The organism is Alkalicoccus daliensis, from assembly GCF_900103955.1.
Lineage (GTDB): Bacteria > Bacillota > Bacilli > Bacillales > Salisediminibacteriaceae > Alkalicoccus > Alkalicoccus daliensis.
This window is the reverse complement of sequence record NZ_FNIL01000003.1, coordinates 125,001-141,373: the sequence shown is the minus strand read 5'-3', so window position 1 is coordinate 141,373 and position 16,373 is coordinate 125,001. Positions and strand designations below refer to the sequence as shown.

11 protein-coding genes are annotated in these 16,373 nt (G+C 43.2%); 7 read left to right on the top strand and 4 right to left on the bottom strand.

Annotation, left to right across the window (positions count from 1 at the left end; translation table 11 throughout):
* Positions 1 to 13: 13 nt before the first annotated feature.
* Both recQ and BLP92_RS07280 read right to left on the bottom strand, forming a co-directional pair.
* Complete coding sequence (gene recQ, locus BLP92_RS07285) at positions 14 to 2,116, bottom strand: DNA helicase RecQ (RefSeq protein ID WP_090842078.1); 2,103 nt, start codon at positions 2,114 to 2,116, stop codon at positions 14 to 16.
* Between the two features lie 93 nt (positions 2,117 to 2,209).
* The gene (locus BLP92_RS07280) at positions 2,210 to 3,520 is read right to left on the bottom strand and encodes an acetamidase/formamidase family protein (RefSeq protein WP_090842076.1); all 1,311 of its coding nucleotides are present in this window, start codon (positions 3,518 to 3,520) and stop codon (positions 2,210 to 2,212) included.
* 189 nt (positions 3,521 to 3,709) lie between these two features.
* Here BLP92_RS07280 and BLP92_RS07275 point away from each other — a divergent pair, with 189 nt between their 5' ends.
* The 3 genes from BLP92_RS07275 (at position 3,710) to BLP92_RS07265 (ending at position 8,425) form a co-directional block, all read left to right on the top strand.
* The gene (locus BLP92_RS07275; RefSeq protein WP_090842074.1) at positions 3,710 to 4,321 is read left to right on the top strand and encodes an alpha/beta hydrolase; all 612 of its coding nucleotides are present in this window, start codon (positions 3,710 to 3,712) and stop codon (positions 4,319 to 4,321) included.
* Positions 4,322 to 4,323: 2 nt separating this feature from the next.
* Positions 4,324 to 4,929 (top strand): flavin reductase family protein, encoded by a 606-nt coding sequence (locus BLP92_RS07270; protein WP_090842072.1) that lies wholly within the window; start codon positions 4,324 to 4,326, stop codon positions 4,927 to 4,929.
* Between the two features lie 259 nt (positions 4,930 to 5,188).
* Positions 5,189 to 8,425: a DEAD/DEAH box helicase gene (locus BLP92_RS07265; RefSeq protein WP_175444208.1), complete on the top strand. Its 3,237-nt coding sequence runs from the start codon at positions 5,189 to 5,191 to the stop codon at positions 8,423 to 8,425.
* A 171-nt stretch (positions 8,426 to 8,596) separates the two neighbouring features.
* Here the strand turns inward: BLP92_RS07265 and BLP92_RS07260 are convergent, their stop codons facing one another.
* Complete coding sequence (locus BLP92_RS07260) at positions 8,597 to 10,300, bottom strand: hypothetical protein (protein ID WP_090842068.1); 1,704 nt, start codon at positions 10,298 to 10,300, stop codon at positions 8,597 to 8,599.
* A 120-nt stretch (positions 10,301 to 10,420) separates the two neighbouring features.
* Here BLP92_RS07260 and BLP92_RS07255 point away from each other — a divergent pair, with 120 nt between their 5' ends.
* Both BLP92_RS07255 and megL read left to right on the top strand, forming a co-directional pair.
* Positions 10,421 to 12,301, top strand: coding sequence for an ABC-F family ATP-binding cassette domain-containing protein (locus BLP92_RS07255; protein ID WP_090842066.1), 1,881 nt, complete (start codon positions 10,421 to 10,423; stop codon positions 12,299 to 12,301).
* Between the two features lie 241 nt (positions 12,302 to 12,542).
* Positions 12,543 to 13,730, top strand: coding sequence for a methionine gamma-lyase (gene megL, locus BLP92_RS07250; protein WP_090842064.1), 1,188 nt, complete (start codon positions 12,543 to 12,545; stop codon positions 13,728 to 13,730).
* A 91-nt stretch (positions 13,731 to 13,821) separates the two neighbouring features.
* Here the strand turns inward: megL and kynU are convergent, their stop codons facing one another.
* Positions 13,822 to 15,093 (bottom strand): kynureninase, encoded by a 1,272-nt coding sequence (kynU, locus tag BLP92_RS07245; RefSeq protein ID WP_090842062.1) that lies wholly within the window; start codon positions 15,091 to 15,093, stop codon positions 13,822 to 13,824.
* Positions 15,094 to 15,248: 155 nt separating this feature from the next.
* On the opposite strand from kynU, the gene BLP92_RS07240 reads away from it, so the two are divergent.
* Both BLP92_RS07240 and BLP92_RS17990 read left to right on the top strand, forming a co-directional pair.
* On the top strand, positions 15,249 to 16,007 hold the full coding sequence (locus tag BLP92_RS07240; protein WP_090842061.1) for a TspO/MBR family protein: 759 nt from the start codon (positions 15,249 to 15,251) through the stop codon (positions 16,005 to 16,007).
* A 55-nt stretch (positions 16,008 to 16,062) separates the two neighbouring features.
* Complete coding sequence (locus tag BLP92_RS17990) at positions 16,063 to 16,209, top strand: hypothetical protein (protein WP_175444207.1); 147 nt, start codon at positions 16,063 to 16,065, stop codon at positions 16,207 to 16,209.
* Positions 16,210 to 16,373: the final 164 nt, after the last annotated feature.

Here is a 16,373-nt window from a genome sequence, read left to right as displayed (position 1 = left end):
GATGCAGATTTTGTTAGGATACATAGTCATTTACCACAAGCTTAATGGTGAAGTAATCAACTTCATCAGAAAGAGATTCCTTCAGTGGCTTTAATCCGTTTTCCAATCCTACCTTATCAATCGCAGCTTCCACTTCCGGGATATGAGCGGTATCGATGAGGGACTCCAGGTCCAGCTCGATTCCGTCCTCGAGTGCTTCAAATAAATGATTCTTCACCGTCACTTCTTTAATGCCGCGCTCTTCACAGATACGTTCAATATCATAACCAGCGAGGAACAGGCGGGCGGTTTCCTTATAGCTTTTTTCTTTATTGCTGCTTTCCGATATCTCTGACTCTGTCTGCGGATGATCAGAGAGATACTGCTGGACGGCCTGCAGAAACACGCCCCCGTATGTATCCATTTTATTGCGGCCCACTCCTTTTACCGCAAGCATTTCCGTTTCATTATCCGGAAGTCTGCGGCACATGTCATGGAGGGTCTGATCTGAGAAAATCATATATGGAGCAACTCCGTGTTCTTTTGCCAGAGAAGTACGCAGCTCTCTTAACACACCAAATAATGGATGATCCGCAGTGACCTTCGCAGGACGTTTGATGGTTTTACGAGTAACGCTTTTTTCTCCTTTTAATACAGGGATCACGTGCTCGGTAAGCTGTAAAACAGGATATCCGCCACCGCTCAGCTTTAAATATTCGGAAGCAGCGAGAAAATCAATAAGCTGTGCTACATCTTTCTGGGTGCGCTTCTTCAGCAGGCCGAAAGTGGAAAGCTGATGGAACCGCATATCTTTCACTTTCTTATTGGCAGATCCGGTAAGCACCTGTGCCACCATCGTTTTTCCAAATCGTTCTCCCATTCTTTTAATACAGGAAAACACCATCTGCGCTTCTTTTGTAATATCTTCAAGCTCTCTTTCATCTACGCATTCCGAACACCGTCCGCAGACTTCTGTTACTTTGTCTCCAAAATAGTGAAGCATATACTGCTGCAAACAATTTTCAGTATGACAGTAGTGCATCATTACCTGGAGCTTTTCATATTCCTGCTGTTTCCGTTCCTCATTCATTTGGGACTGGTCAATCAGAAACTGCTGAATCTGCACGTCCTGCGGGGAAAATAAGAGGATGCAGTCACTTGGCGCCCCGTCCCGTCCGGCTCGGCCTGCTTCCTGATAATAGCTTTCTACATTTCTTGGCATATTCCGGTGAAATACAAAGCGGACGTTGGATTTATTTATGCCCATTCCAAAGGCATTGGTTGCCACCATCACTTTCGTTACATCATACACAAAGTGTTCCTGCATTTCTCGCCGCGCTTCCTGGGACATCCCGCCGTGATATTTACCGACAGAGATATTTTTCCGCTTCAGGGTTTCATACATACGTTCCACTTCTTTCCGGGTAGCACAGTAAATAATGCCGGAAGCTTCAGGATCTCTTTCGATATAATCCGTGATATAACGGTCCCGGTCTGCTCCTTTTACCACATGAAAGGAAAGGTTTTCTCTCGCAAATCCCGTGCGGATCACGTTCTCATTTTTAATATCCAGTGCACGGCAGATATCGTCAGCCACTTCCGGTGTGGCTGTTGCTGTAAGTGCGAGTACCACTGGTTTTTCAGGAAGGGAGGAAATCAGCTCAGGGATGCGCATATAGCTGGGGCGAAAATCATGTCCCCACTGCGAAAGGCAGTGCGCTTCGTCTACAGCAATCAGAGAAACAGGCAGCCTTTGGAGCATTCTCATAAAGCTGGGGGCTTCGAGACGTTCCGGAGCTACGTAGACGAGCTTCTGGAGTCCGAGACGAATCTCATCCATTCTGGCACCTGTTTCTTCCGCAGATAAGCTGCTGTTAATAAAAGTAGCACTGATTCCCGCTTCTTTTAATTCATCCACTTGGTCCTTCATTAAGGAAATAAGCGGGGAAACGACCACAGTAATACCGGACAGAAGAAGCGACGGGATCTGGTAACACACTGACTTCCCGCCGCCTGTAGGCATCATGCCCATCGTATTTTCTTGTTGAAACACCCGCTCCAGTACACGCTGCTGTCCAGGACGGAAAGCTTCATGTCCATAATGTTCCTTCAGCTTTTGCTGAGCTTCTGCTAACATGTTATGCCACCATTCCTTCTTGTAAATATCTTTCTTCAGTTTACAGGAGTTACCCGCCGGTGACAATGTGAAGAAAGAAGCAGATAAGAACACTTATTCGATTTCACCATACTGTTCGATTGCAAACTGTTCCAGTTTTTGCTGCCGGAGCATTTCCACCGGTACGAGAAAAGTAACCGTAATAACACCTGGATGTCTGCCGATTTCAATGGATCCTGTGACTGTGGCTCTGTTCATTACTTCAGGTACGGTAATTCCGAGAAGTGCTGCAGCTCTTTCCATCCCGTTTGAAGTAGCTTCGTTTAAATCAGCGCCGGTACCGACAAAAGACAGCGGTAAAGACCGCTCCAGTTTATTTTTCATGTTCCACTGGGCTGCAAGGCGTTCCGCATCACTGCGCTCTTTTTTGGTGATGGGACGGGCAAGATAGGGGAGATCTTCCTTCACAGGCAGCAGAATCGGCCCATCAATGGAAAGGTTTTTAATTACCTCTACCTGAAGTGTCACGATCCCTGCTACATCTGTAGTATGCCCGGCAATTTCTCCGTCTCCCTGCATCGCATGCATATCTCCCAGATACACCCCGCCTCCGGGGACTTTCACAGGACAAAGAACGACTGCGCCTTCCCTTGCGCGGTTGATATCCATATGTCCATCTGTTCTGTCTTCCAGCTCTTCTTTTGTCAGCGCAAATTCATGTGGAGCCCCGATAAGAAAAGATCCGAAATCTCCAGCGTTGTGTGAGTCTGGAATGGCCCTGGAAGGAGTAGTGCCAAGCTGTCCCAAAAACGGACGCAGCCGGGCGATCGTCCCTATCATATCGTGTGGCGCAAAAGTTACGATAGGGTTCTGCACAGAATGTTCCGGAGTAGCCATGTAGTGGTGTCCGGATACGGCCGTTTTTTCCGCACCTTCCTTATCCAGCGTAATTCCAATATTTTTTTCAACATTAAAAGTCATGGTATATGCTTTTGTAAATTCAAAGGGTGTTACATCAGCACCGCAGTTTTTACAACGGATGGCTGCATTTCCAATGCCTTTTATTTCCGTTTCCGGGTGCATGGTGCCGCATTCAGGACATTTTACCGCTACGAAAGGGTCACCGACAAATCGACCCTCTACAGGAGCGTCATTTCCTGAAGCAGTAGCAATTGAAGTGACACGGATTGATTTAATGCGGATGGCAATCGTATCTCCGACTTCTGCCCCTTCTACATAGACAGGCCTGGTAACTTCGTGACCGCCTTTTAAACAGGGAGTAATCATCGGCCCCCAGCATCCGGGTGCAGTATTTGCTACAATATGGCCGCCATTTTTTACAGGGCCAAGCATTGTTTTTTCCGGATCAAGTATACCATCCACAAACTCGTTTACTAAAAGTGTTTCTTTAGCTTCTGCCATCATATTCCCCTCCTTTTTGTAATCGCTTTCAAACCGATATTACAATACCGGCATCTGCAGCACAAACAATTTTGCTCATATAAATCACTAATTAATAAATATTTCATGTTTGCACATTAGGAAGAGTGGGGGATATACTAGAATAGGACTTACTTTTTGATAGTGAAAATAATAAAAGGGAGTGATTTTGGTATGAAGCATATTTTTCATCCAGCAAAAAATAACAGCAGTGAAACATTACTTCTGCTGCACGGCACAGGAGGAAATGAAGAAGATCTGCTGCCGCTTGCAGAAATGATTGATCCTGACGCAGCTGTATTGGGGGTAAGAGGCAATGTTGATGAAAATGGAATGAATAGATTTTTCCGCAGGCTTGCCGAAGGCGTGTTTGATGAAGAGGATCTTATTTTCCGTACCGGAGAGCTTCATCAATTTATTGAAGAAGCTGCAGAGGAACATGGTTTTGACAGAAATAATGTAACCGCAGTCGGGTATTCCAATGGAGCCAATATTGCAGCAAGCATTTTATATCATTATGAAAAACCATTCAAACAGGCTTATCTTTTCCACCCCATGGTACCAAGGCGCGGAATGGACTTACCTGACATGAGCGGTCTGCCGGTATTTATTGGAGCAGGTTCCAATGATCCTATTTGTCCTCCGGAGGAAACTAAGGAACTTCACGAGCATCTGGAAAGTGCGAATGCTGAAGTGAAACTGTATTGGGCAGATCAGGGACATCAGCTTACGAGAGACGAGGTAGAGGAAGCGCATAAATTTTATGAAGCTAATAAAGGAGTGTAACGATGGCGGAATTTGATCCAAAAACGTTAAGTAAAAAAGAAAATTACCGATTGCTGACTTCGATCGTCACACCCCGTCCCATTGCTTTTATTACTTCTATCTCGGACGTGGGCGTGTTAAATGCTGCTCCGTTCAGCTATTTTAATATTATTTCTGCAGACCCTCCGCTCGTTTCAGTTTCAATAGGAAGAAAAGCTGAAAGGCAGAAGGATACTGCTAAAAACATTCTGCAGACAGAAGAATTTGTAATTCATGTAGCGGATGAAGATAATATTAAGCAGGTAAACGAAAGCTCTGCAAATTTACAGCCGGAAGAAAGCGAAGTAGAGCACACAAAGCTTTCTCCCATGGTAAGCAGCGTTGTCGGAGTTCCTTCTCTGAAAGAAAGCCAGGTGCGCTTAGAATGTAAACTGGAGCAGCATCTTGTTTTTGAAGGGGAAGAGGGAGCGACAGATGTAATTATCGGACGTATCGTAAGCTATTCCGCGGATGATAAAGTGGTGAAAGACGGCAGTATTCAAACGGAAAAAGTAAAACCTGTCGCAAGGCTTGGCGGAAAAAAATACGCCAAGCTAGGCAAGGTTTTCGAATTAGAAAGACCTGAATAAGGAAGAAGAAAGAGTGCCTGCAAACAGGCACTCTTTATTTTTGGTTATATATAAACCTCTCTTAAATTTTAGTATTTTGCCAGGCCGTTCTTTTTAGAATATATCCTTTTTACGACAATCATGTGTATGTTTATTAATTTGAAAGACGGAAAAAGAATCTCCTTCTTCTGCAGGAATTTAAGTCTTCTATTCGTCTCGGAAGGAAAAGTTTGATATGATGAAGGATAGACTGTTTTGTGCGAAAAAAGGAGGATGTTCCGTGCGTTTGGATGAGCTGAGTGAACGAGAACTTATGCAGGACCTGCATGCAGCCGAGCAAATAAAAATTGCTCGTGTATATAAAGATGAAGGCAGTGTCAAAGAATTGTTATGGGATTTTGAGAAAAAGCATTTCCGTGTTTATGTAGAACGGTATAATCAAAGATTTATGGTGGACATAGAACCGGATTTACAGCTGAACATAGTGAATACTTCATGCTCCTGCGGCAGAGGAGATAAAAAATGTGTTCACGTATTATCTGCGCTTCTGCAAATGGGAGAGTACAATATTGTCGCCTGGCTGATGGAGCGGGACGACTCATTTCAGCTGGCACCGCAGGGACTCCTTTCCCGGAGAGAAACAGACAGAATGAACCAGATTCTTCATTCTTTTGAATCCCTGTATATTCCGGATCAGGCATATGAACCTGCAGAAGGCAAAGAAATTCTGCAGGTACAGTATGTAGTTAAGCTGTATCCTTCTTATTACGAAAACATTCCAGGTTCTCTGGAAATTGAACTGAAAATTGGTCCTGGACGCTTTTATATTGTGAAAGACGTGCTGGAATTTCTTTATGCTTTGGAAACTGGAGAGTCATTAAGATTCACTAAATTATTTACGTATCACCCAGCGGATCATGTTTTTGCAGAGAAAGACATGGCAATGCTCCAAAGAATCAAGGAGCTGATGGAAGTACAGATGATGCATTCTGCATATTTTCAAAATAAATCAGAAGCAAAGCGATCTTTTGAAATACCGGCTGCCTATCAGGTTTCTTTTCTGGAGCAGCTGAGTGAACTGAATACAATCATAGATGACCAGGTACGCCAGTTTGAAACTGTAGAAATACAGACAATGGAAAAACCATTTACATTTATGGTGACAAGAGAACAGGAAAAACTGTATCAGCTTCACTGGCCGGAGGCACACGAACTTATTTATCTGGGGCCAGCTTCTAAATTTTGCTTTTACAAAGGAAAGTTCTTTTGCACAGAAGGAGAAAAGTTAAGAATTCTTCATACGCTTTATTATACGCTTGCGCTGGAAGAAGCCTCAAAGCTCTCATTTAGTGAAGAACATATGGAATCTCTGGCCTCTGTACTTCTTCCCCAGTTGAAAGAAGTAGGCCAGGTGGAAATGGATGAAGCGATTGAAACGAATATTGATATGACTCCTTTAAAACCGAAGCTTTATCTTGAACATGAGAACAATAGAGTCACTGGGAAGGTTATTTTTCAGTATGGGGAAAAAGAAATTAACCCCTTTGCTTCTGAAAATATTTCAGGAGAAAAGGTGCTTGTACGGGATATGAAACAGGAATATCGCTTAATGGCACTGATTGAGGAAGCTCCTTTTAAATTTAATGGAGAAGAACTTTTTCTCGATACTTTCGCTGAAATTCTATACTTTATGTCTTCCTGGCTCCCTGTACTCTCCCGTTCTTTTGAAGTTTATGCGCCGCAGTCACTGCAGGAAATCGTCTATGAACCGGCCCGTGAGCCTCAGCTGGAAGTAAATGTGTCGAGTGAAGGCGGCTGGATGGATGTCGCATTTGATTTTGAAGGTATTTCCGAAAACGAAGTTACAAATATGATGAAGGCTCTTACGCGAAAAGAGGATTATTTTCAATTAGACTCCGGAGCATTTGTACCATTGCAGGGGAAAGCTTTTGAAGGAGTCAGGTCGCTTGTGGAGGAACTGGAACTGAAGGAAAGGGATATTACAGAAGATATGCAGCTTCCGCTCTATCGTGCTTTTCAGCTGGAGGAGTCTGCTGCTGTGAACCTGCGGAAAAGTACTGAATTTAAACAGCTGCTGACGAGGCTGCTGGAGCCGGAAGAGCAGGATTTTGCTATGCCTGAAGGAATAGAAGCAGATCTTCGCGATTATCAGAAAACAGGTTATCAGTGGATGACTTCCCTCGATTATTATGGTTTTGGCGGCATTCTTGCGGATGATATGGGGCTGGGTAAAACGCTTCAGACAATTACGTTTCTAGCCGGCAAACTGCAGAGGCAGCAAGTGAAGCACCCTGCATTAATCATTTGTCCATCGAGTGTGATCTATAACTGGAAAAAAGAAATTGAACGTTTTGCTCCAGGACTGTCATCTATTATTATTACAGGATCGAAAGCAGAAAGAGACAAACAATTTGAAGAAATGCACCACTACGATATCTGCATCACTTCTTATCCGGTGATCCGGAGAGATGAAGCATTATATAACAGCAGAAGATTTTCCACATTAATACTGGATGAAGCACAGTACGTGAAAAATGCTTCTACAAAAACAGCAAAAGCAGTGCGGGCGATCGAGAGCGGCACGAGCTATGCTTTAAGCGGGACGCCGATTGAAAATTCACTGGAAGAACTTTATTCTATTTTCCGTATCGTTCTCCCGGGTATGTTTCCTCAAAAGGAAAAATTCCGCAATATGCCGGAGCAGGAAATCGCAAAACGCATTCGTCCATTTGTACTTCGCCGGCAGAAGAAGGAAGTATTAACAGAGCTGCCGGACAAGCTCGAAACAGTGGAATACACTGATATGACGCAGGAACAAAAAGCGCTGTACCTTGGACAGCTGCAGCTTCTGCGCAATGAGGCATCGGATGCGATTAAAAGAAATTCCTGGCAGGAAAACCGCATGCAGATACTGGCAGGATTAACAAGACTGCGGCAGATCTGCTGTCATCCGGGAATGTTTGTACAGGATTATGAGGGCGGATCCGACAAACTGGAGCGGCTGATGGAATATACAGACGAAGCAAGAAAAAATGGCCATAGAATTGTTGTTTTCAGCCAGTTCACAAAAATGCTTTCTATTATGAAAGAACGATTTGATAAAAGCGGTGCGGATTACTTTTACCTGGACGGGAGCACTCCTGCCAGGGACCGTCTCGATATGGCAGATCGTTTTAACGAAGGTGAAAAGGAAATGTTTCTGGTGTCTTTAAAAGCAGGGGGCACGGGTCTTAACTTAACAGGTGGAGATACTGTGATTTTATTTGATTCCTGGTGGAACCCGGCTGTAGAAGACCAGGCTGCAGACCGCGTATACCGTTTCGGACAAAAACGCGTGGTACAGGTAACGAAGATGATTACTACTGGAACGATTGAGGAAAAAATTCATGAACTCCAGGAAAAAAAGAGAAATCTGCTGGACCGGGTAGTGCAGTCCGGGGAAACTATGCTTTCTTCCCTAGGAAAAGAGGAGATTGAAGAACTGCTCGAAATTTAAATGTGAAAACCGTTAGGATTACCATCACGAATTGCAGTTGAGCTATAAGACAAAGAAAAGGTTTTATGTGGTAAGAAGTCACTTTTCAGGTTTGACTATTAAAATTCAATTCTATATATAAAAACGGGATCGGCTGTAATCAGCCGATCCCGTCGTTTTTAATAATATAAATTACTGAGAAACATCAAATTCAAGTTCTTCAATTGGCTGTACACTTTCATTGTTGTCCATATAGGAAATTGTAATTTCATCTCCTGGCTCAATGAAAACTGCCGTAGGATGGGAGGAGGCCCCCAGAGTAAAGATTCTGTCTTCCCCTTCCAGCCATAGTCTTACTGTGATATTTTCTTCTCTGTCCCAATGATACACACGCTGCACTGTAAAAGTATCTTCGATTAGGTCGGTAAATTCCCCGGGAACTACATCTTCATCAGTGCTGGAGGAAAGCTCCAGCTGATAAGCATTAAAAGCTTCCTGCTTTGTTTCTCCATAACCGTAAATATTTTCATCACGGGCGTTTACGAGCATAATTTCCCGAAGGACAGAGTTGCGGTCCATCAGCGGCACCACCCATGTGTAAGTACCGTAAATGTTATAAAGAGATGGTGTTCCGGCTACGTAGTCATCACGGCGGAAGGTACGCTCGGCCAGATCCATCGCCGTACGGCCATTTAAGGAACCACTTGCATCCCGGAAGTAGCGGAGTTCTCCAGTCCTTGCATCAAACATGGTAAAGCCTACCATGGAGCGCGAGCCTTCTTCTCCTTCATTCTGCAGTCTCATATGATCTGTAAACCAGCTGAGCTGCAAATTGTCATCAACAATACCAGTAACAGCATCGTCCGAACCCCATCCGGTAGGCTGTGTCAGGCCTTCCCGGCCAAAGAAGCGATTGATAATTCCCTGCTTATAAATACCAAACCAGTCATTTCGCTCTTCAGCAATATGAGGAGGATAAACACGGTTTACCCATTCAGGAGCGTCAGCCGCTTCGTACTGTTCCATATCCCCGGTAGCAGGATTTACAGTGATAATTCCATCCACCTCAGCGACACGGCGGAATTCAGTGAAATGGCCGTAATTTACAATATAGAAAGGATTACCTTCGTCATCTATTTCAAAAGTAGTGTCAAGCATGACCACATCAGGATATTCCATCCGGACATGGCGTTCCAAGTTTTCGTGGAAGAAAGCAGATGGAACATAGTTCATCTCTGCTTCAATCAGCTGCGGATCTTCCCGCGGGTTTTCTGCACTGACAATAATATATCCCGGCACCGCATCAGATCTGACCCAGCGGAAAAAACCGTCATATTCAATTGGAGTAATCCAGTATAATGACTCATCCATGCGCTGAATGCGGGTAGTTCCCAAATTATAAAAGGCTGGGTTATCCAGCTGTCCCATCATAATATCTGCCCGGTATTCTGCATAGCTTCTTGGAACAACGGGGATATTCTCTTCATTCACTGGATTGAGATCCTCTTCTGTTACTTCTTCTCCGCCTGCAATCTCATACTTGCTGTCCGCAAGAAACAATGGCTGAATCATAAAGAAAACAACAGAAACCAGTAAAACGACAATACCGATGCTGGCGCCGGCAGCTGCCTGCTTCTTACGAAAAGAGCGTACCAGCATGTAGACTACACTATTATCAATTATAAGCCAGACAGCTATAATCGGTACGTAGGCTGCAGTTATCAGTGTCCAGGTCTGATCCAGCAGTCCTGCATAAAACAGGAAAGCCCCGTAAAGCAGCCCGAGAAAATAACGGGCTGGGATCCAGATTTTAAAATCTTTTCTCTGCCACCAGGTCTGCTGGAGCGGCAGAAAAGTAAGTGCCCCAAGCATAATTATTAATATCATTTGAATCATATGTAGTTCCCCCTAAAATTTCTTTTCTTCTTTTCTACGATTCACACCCATAAATGTTTCAGCCTGTTCGTTTTTTCGTTACAATAGACAAGAATGCTTTAAATGTGAAGGATGATGACAATGAGTTTACTTCGGGTGGAAAACCTCGAAAAGACATATGGTGATAAAGTTCTATTCAATCGTATCTCATTTACGGTGGAGAAAAAAGAACGAATTGGCCTGGTAGGAATAAATGGTACAGGAAAGTCCTCTTTGCTTAAGGCAATTTCAGGAGTTGAAGGGGTAGAGGGAGGCGACATCCTGCATGCAAATGATTTCAGAATGGAATATGTGCGTCAGGATCCAGAACTGAATGAAGAACTTACAGTAATAGAAACAGTATTTTTTGGAGATGCTCCTGTAATGAAAGCAATGAGAGAGTATGAATTCGCTTTAGCGTCCCTTACAGAAAACAGCATGGAAGAAAAAAATCAAATCCGCTTTGCCAAAGCACAATCGAAAATGGATGAACACAGCGCGTGGGAGGCAAATACGCAGGCGAAGACGATTCTTACTAAGCTGGGTATTTATGAATTCCAGAAGAAAATAGGAGCACTCTCCGGCGGTCAGCGCCGCCGTGTTTCACTGGCTAAAGCATTGATACAGCCGGCGGATCTGCTGTTGCTTGATGAGCCGACAAACCATCTGGATAACATTACGATCGAATGGCTGGAAGGGTTTTTGAAACAGTACAGCGGTGCACTGATTGTAATCACCCACGACCGGTATTTCCTGAACCGTGTGACCCAGAAAATCTTTGAGCTGCACGAAGGTAATTTATATGAATATATCGGGAACTACGAGCGCTTTCTCGAACAGAAAGCGGAAAGAGAGCGACAGGAATCGCAGTCTGAAACTAAGAGACAGAATATTCTCCGGAGAGAGCTGGAATGGCTCAAGCGGGGGGCGAAAGCCAGAACAACAAAGCAAAAAGCAAGAAAACAGCGGGTCGAATCTCTGCAGGAAGAAGAAGGGCCCACAAAAAAAGAGGATCTGGATTTTGCCATAGGCTCCAAAAGGCTTGGTAAAAATGTCATTGAGCTCGAAAATGTCTCTGTATCCAGAGGTGGAGAAACAGTAATTAAAGAACTTGATTATTTAGTCAACCGCAGAGACCGCTTAGGTATTATTGGGCCGAATGGGGTCGGCAAAACCACACTTCTTCATTTGATTGCAGGGAAAATAAAGCCTGACAGCGGAATCGTGCATATAGGGGAAACGGTATCGATCGGTTATTATACACAGGAACACGAGCCAATGGATGAAAATTTAAAGATGATTGAGTATATTAAAGCTACTGCCGAAGTAGTGAAAACGTCAGATGGGACAATGATTACAGCAGAACAGATGCTGGAGAGATTTCTTTTTCCGAGGGCAAAACAGTGGACATATATCCGCAGACTTTCCGGCGGCGAAAAGAAACGGCTTTATTTATTAAAAGTATTAATGGAAGAGCCGAACGTTTTATTTCTGGATGAGCCTACAAATGATCTTGATACTGAAACATTATCAATTCTGGAAGATTACCTGGAACAATTTCCGGGAGTAGTTATTACCGTATCACACGATCGCTATTTCCTTGATCGAGCAGTCAGCCAGCTGCTAGTTTTCCGTGAAAAAGGCGGAAGCATAGAACGTTACTACGGAAGCTACAGTGAGTGGCTGGAACAGGAAGCTGAGAAAACAAAAACAGCTGTTTCTGAAAAAGCGAAAGAAACGCCTTTTGTCGCTAAAAATAATAAGAAAAAGCTTTCTTATAAAGAACAGCAGGAATGGAATTCGATCGAAGAAGATATAACTGCTTTAGAAGAAAAGATCGAAAAACTGGATCAGCAGATTGAAGATACGGGAGCAGATTTTGATAAAGCAAGAGATTTATATGAAGAAAAGCAGCAGACGGAAAAAACTCTGGAAGAAAAAATGGAACGCTGGGAAGAACTGTCCCTGCTTGTAGAAGGCTAGGCAGCTGAAGACTTTTACAAAAAGGAACAGAGACTCCCGCAGCGCTTCCAGCGGATGAACGCAGAAAGGCCATATGATTATGGTCTTTTTTTGTTTAACAACAAGGAAAAAGCCATCATATATTCATATCGAGAGATGCTCAATAAAGCCATTTAAAGTTCTGCTATGGTACTTAATACAATAATTGGTTATAATAATGTAAGCGCTTTAATTATCTTAATAGTGACGGGAGGGGTATTGTATGAAGAAAGATATTGAAACCAGATTGATTCACAGTTTCTTTGACCGTTCAAAGCATCATGGCAGTCTTGCCGCCCCAATTTATCAAACTTCTACTTTTGTATTTGACAGCGCAGAGCAGGGAGAAGCACGCTTTGCAGGGGAAGAGGAGGGATATGTATATTCAAGACTTGGAAATCCAACAGTGAGAGAACTGGAGCAGAAACTCGCTGATCTGGAAGAAGGGGAGGAAGGGATTGCGTTTGCTTCTGGAATGGGGGCAGTATCAGCAATATTGATGCATCTGCTGAAATCTGGAGATCACGTGCTTGTATCTGAGGGAGTTTATGGATGCACGTATGGTTTTCTAGAGCTTATGCAGGACAAATTTAAGGTGGATTATGACTTATTTGATATGCAGACAGCTGATGCAATTGAAAAAATGATCCGTCCGGAGTCCAGAGTTCTTTATGTAGAAACTCCGATAAATCCAACAATGAAACTGGTGGATTTGGAAATGGTAATTCAAACTGCGGAAAAGCATAACTTAAAAGTAGTAGTGGATAATACTTTTTGCTCACCCTACCTCCAGCAGCCATTAACTCTTGGCGCAGACTTTGTAGTACATAGTGCCACAAAATATATCAGCGGTCATGGAGATGTTATTGCCGGTGCGGCAGTGGGGCCGTCGGAAGATATGCAAAAAATCCGTATGAGCGTTCAGAAAGATGTCGGAGCGGTGCTCGGACCATTTGATGCATGGCTTCTGCTCAGAGGATTAAAAACTCTTTCTGTCAGAATGGACAGGCACTGCGAAAATGCCAGATTTATATTTGAAAAACTGAAACAACACCCGAAGGTTAATCATATTATCTATCCTGGAGATCCTGAGTTTTCAGGTTATAAATTAGCAGAGAAACAAATGAAAGATTTCGGGGGGCTGATAAGTTTTGAGATAGCGGGTGGAAAAGCAAAAGCCCAGAAATTTATGAATGCACTCGAAGTTGTCCAGCGGGCTGTAAGTTTAGGCGATGCAGAATCGTTAATTCAGCATCCGGCTTCAATGACACATGCCGTTGTTCCAGCGGAAGAGAGGAAAAAAATGGGGATTACGGATGCTCTCGTGCGTTTATCGGTAGGACTGGAAAATAAGCAGGATATCTGGGCAGATATAGAAGCAGCGCTTCACAGCACGTATGAATTTAGTTAGCTAAATTGGTTCATGAGGAAAGAAACATTAAATTAAAGACCCTGACGGCTGAAGTTCTCTATCTGCCGCCGGGGTCTCCCTATGGAAGTCCTCAGGCAATAATTCCCCGGGTGTTTTTATATTTTGTAAACTCTCTTGTCTCCAGCAGTTCTTTTATTACTGCAAGAGTTTCATAAATATCATGAAAGCTGGTGTATAGGGGGGAGGGGGCGAGCCGGATTATATCCGGGGCCCGAAAGTCCGGCACAATTCCTTTTGCTTTCAGTGCTCTGCATATTTTAGCTGCCTCCGGATGGGAAACAGCAATATGTCCTCCATACCCATCGGAAGGAGTAACAATATTAAGCGCTGATTCGTCTGCAGCAGCTTCCTCAATTCCCAACCTTAAAAAAGAAGTCAGTTTTAATGAGCGGCTTCTAATACGATCAATTCCTGCCTCTTCTATCATTTCAAGAGCGCCTTTTAAAGGAGTCATGCTTAAAATATTCGGGGTTCCCATTTGAAAAGCGGAAGCATCAGCAGCAGGCGAAAACTCACCACTCATATCAAACTGCTTTTCCTTATCCGATCCGAACCAGCCTGCAAGTGCAGGAATAGTCCCATGATGTTTTTCGTGTACAAACAGCCCACCAGTACCTCCGGGTCCGCTGTTTGCGTATTTATAGGTACACCAGACGGCAAAATCGACCCCGGCGTCATGGAGATCGTGCGGCATAACCCCAAAGGAATGGGCAAGATCCCATCCAATAACAGCGCCCTGCTGATGCGCATGATCAGTGATTACCTTCCAGTCGAGTCTTTGTCCGCTTCGGTAAAGAACAGAAGGGAGTAAAACAAGTGCTGTCTGTTCATCGATAGCTGCGAGAATGTCATCCATATCAACCGTGTACCCATCGTTTGAAGAAATCAGAGACAAATGATTTTCATTTAAACCATGATGCATTAACTGGCTATGTACTGCATAACGGTCTGTAGGAAAAGCAAGCTCTTCCATAACAATATTTTTTCTTCCCTGAACCGGCTTATAAAACGTAGTAAGCAGCTGATGCAGATTTGCGGTGATCGACCCTGTAATCGAAACTTCATGTGCATGAGCGCCCACGAGAGCAGCAGCTTTTGCTGAAAGCTGCTCAGAAAAATAAAACCAGGGATTCTCTCCTTGTGTCCAACCATCAATTCCATGTTTTTTCCAGCTGTCCAATTGTTTATAAACAGCTTGCTCTGCACGTTTTGAAAGGAGTCCAAGAGAGTTCCCGTCTAAATAAACATTTGTATTTTCCGGGAAATAAAATTCAGCTTTATAATGAGCCAGTGGATCATTTTCTTCCAGCTCTTCCGCTCTTTTCTGCCAGATTTCCATCATAAATATACCCCCTGCAATGTGGATGATAAATCGTACTTAGTTCTGAAAAAATTTTTAAAACCAAATTGAATAAGATGAGTGTAACATATTCATTGGAGAAGTTTACCCGTTAAACCGTCCGGGAAGAAGAAATTCTACAGGAAAGGAGTGGTAAAATGAACCGTAAATTTCCAGTGATAAACTTAGTTGTGCTGGTGATTATAGTTGGAATGAATGCACTTGCCAACATTCTTCCTTTAAATAATATGACGACAGGAGAATTGTCACAGGAAGTAAATGTCCTGTTCACCCCGGCAGGATATGTATTCAGCATCTGGAGTCTTATTTATATCACATTGGGAATCTGGGTAATTCGCTCTTTATTTACTTCACATGCAGGTGATATTAAAGCTGTAGATAATATAGGCTGGTTATTTGTATGGAATGGGATTTTTAATGTCAGCTGGCTGTTGTTATTTCATTACGAATTTTTCCCATGGACCATGCTACCTATGGCGGCTCTGCTTCTGTCTATAATTCTGATATACAGACAGATCCTGCAGGCTGGCAAAGTATCTGTATGGACGAAGCTGCCTTTTGCTATTTATATGGGCTGGGTTTCTGTAGCATTTATCGTAAATATAGGCATTTTATTTAATACATTTGGATTTGAGGACGGTTTTATCATTTCAAATGAGTTATGGACAGTGATAATTATTCCTGCAGGGGGAATTATAGCTGCGATAATTGCCGAAAAATATAAAGATATAATTTACTCATCTGTATTTGTATGGGCCTTTATTGGGATATACGTGGAGAGGGCAGAGGAAGTACAGTTTATTGCAGTTACAGCTGCAGTTACAGCTGCGTTGCTGTTGCTTTATAATATTATTTTCTTAGTAAGAAAGAAATACATTTTGAAATTAGACGGTTGAAAATTCTGGAATAGGGGTATATAACCTGTAGATCGAACAGAAGGAGGGGACTTCCGTGAATATTGAAAAACAAGATGTCCTTCATTTAGTAGACAACTTATCGGAAGACGATCTACGGGTAGTATATACGTTTATTCAGGAATATCGTATCGCTGAAATGGAAGTACAGCACGAAAGAAACATGTCAGCATCCAGCCTGTAGTCTATAATATTTATACTGACACTAATGAAATCCCCATTTTGAAAATATAAAACATAGCTAATATAAATATTAAATAAAAGACGCTCGGACAAAACTAAAGACAAGTTTGGTAAAGACACACAATGATTTTATCGGGCGTTAACTAAAAGAGTGCGCCCCTGTCA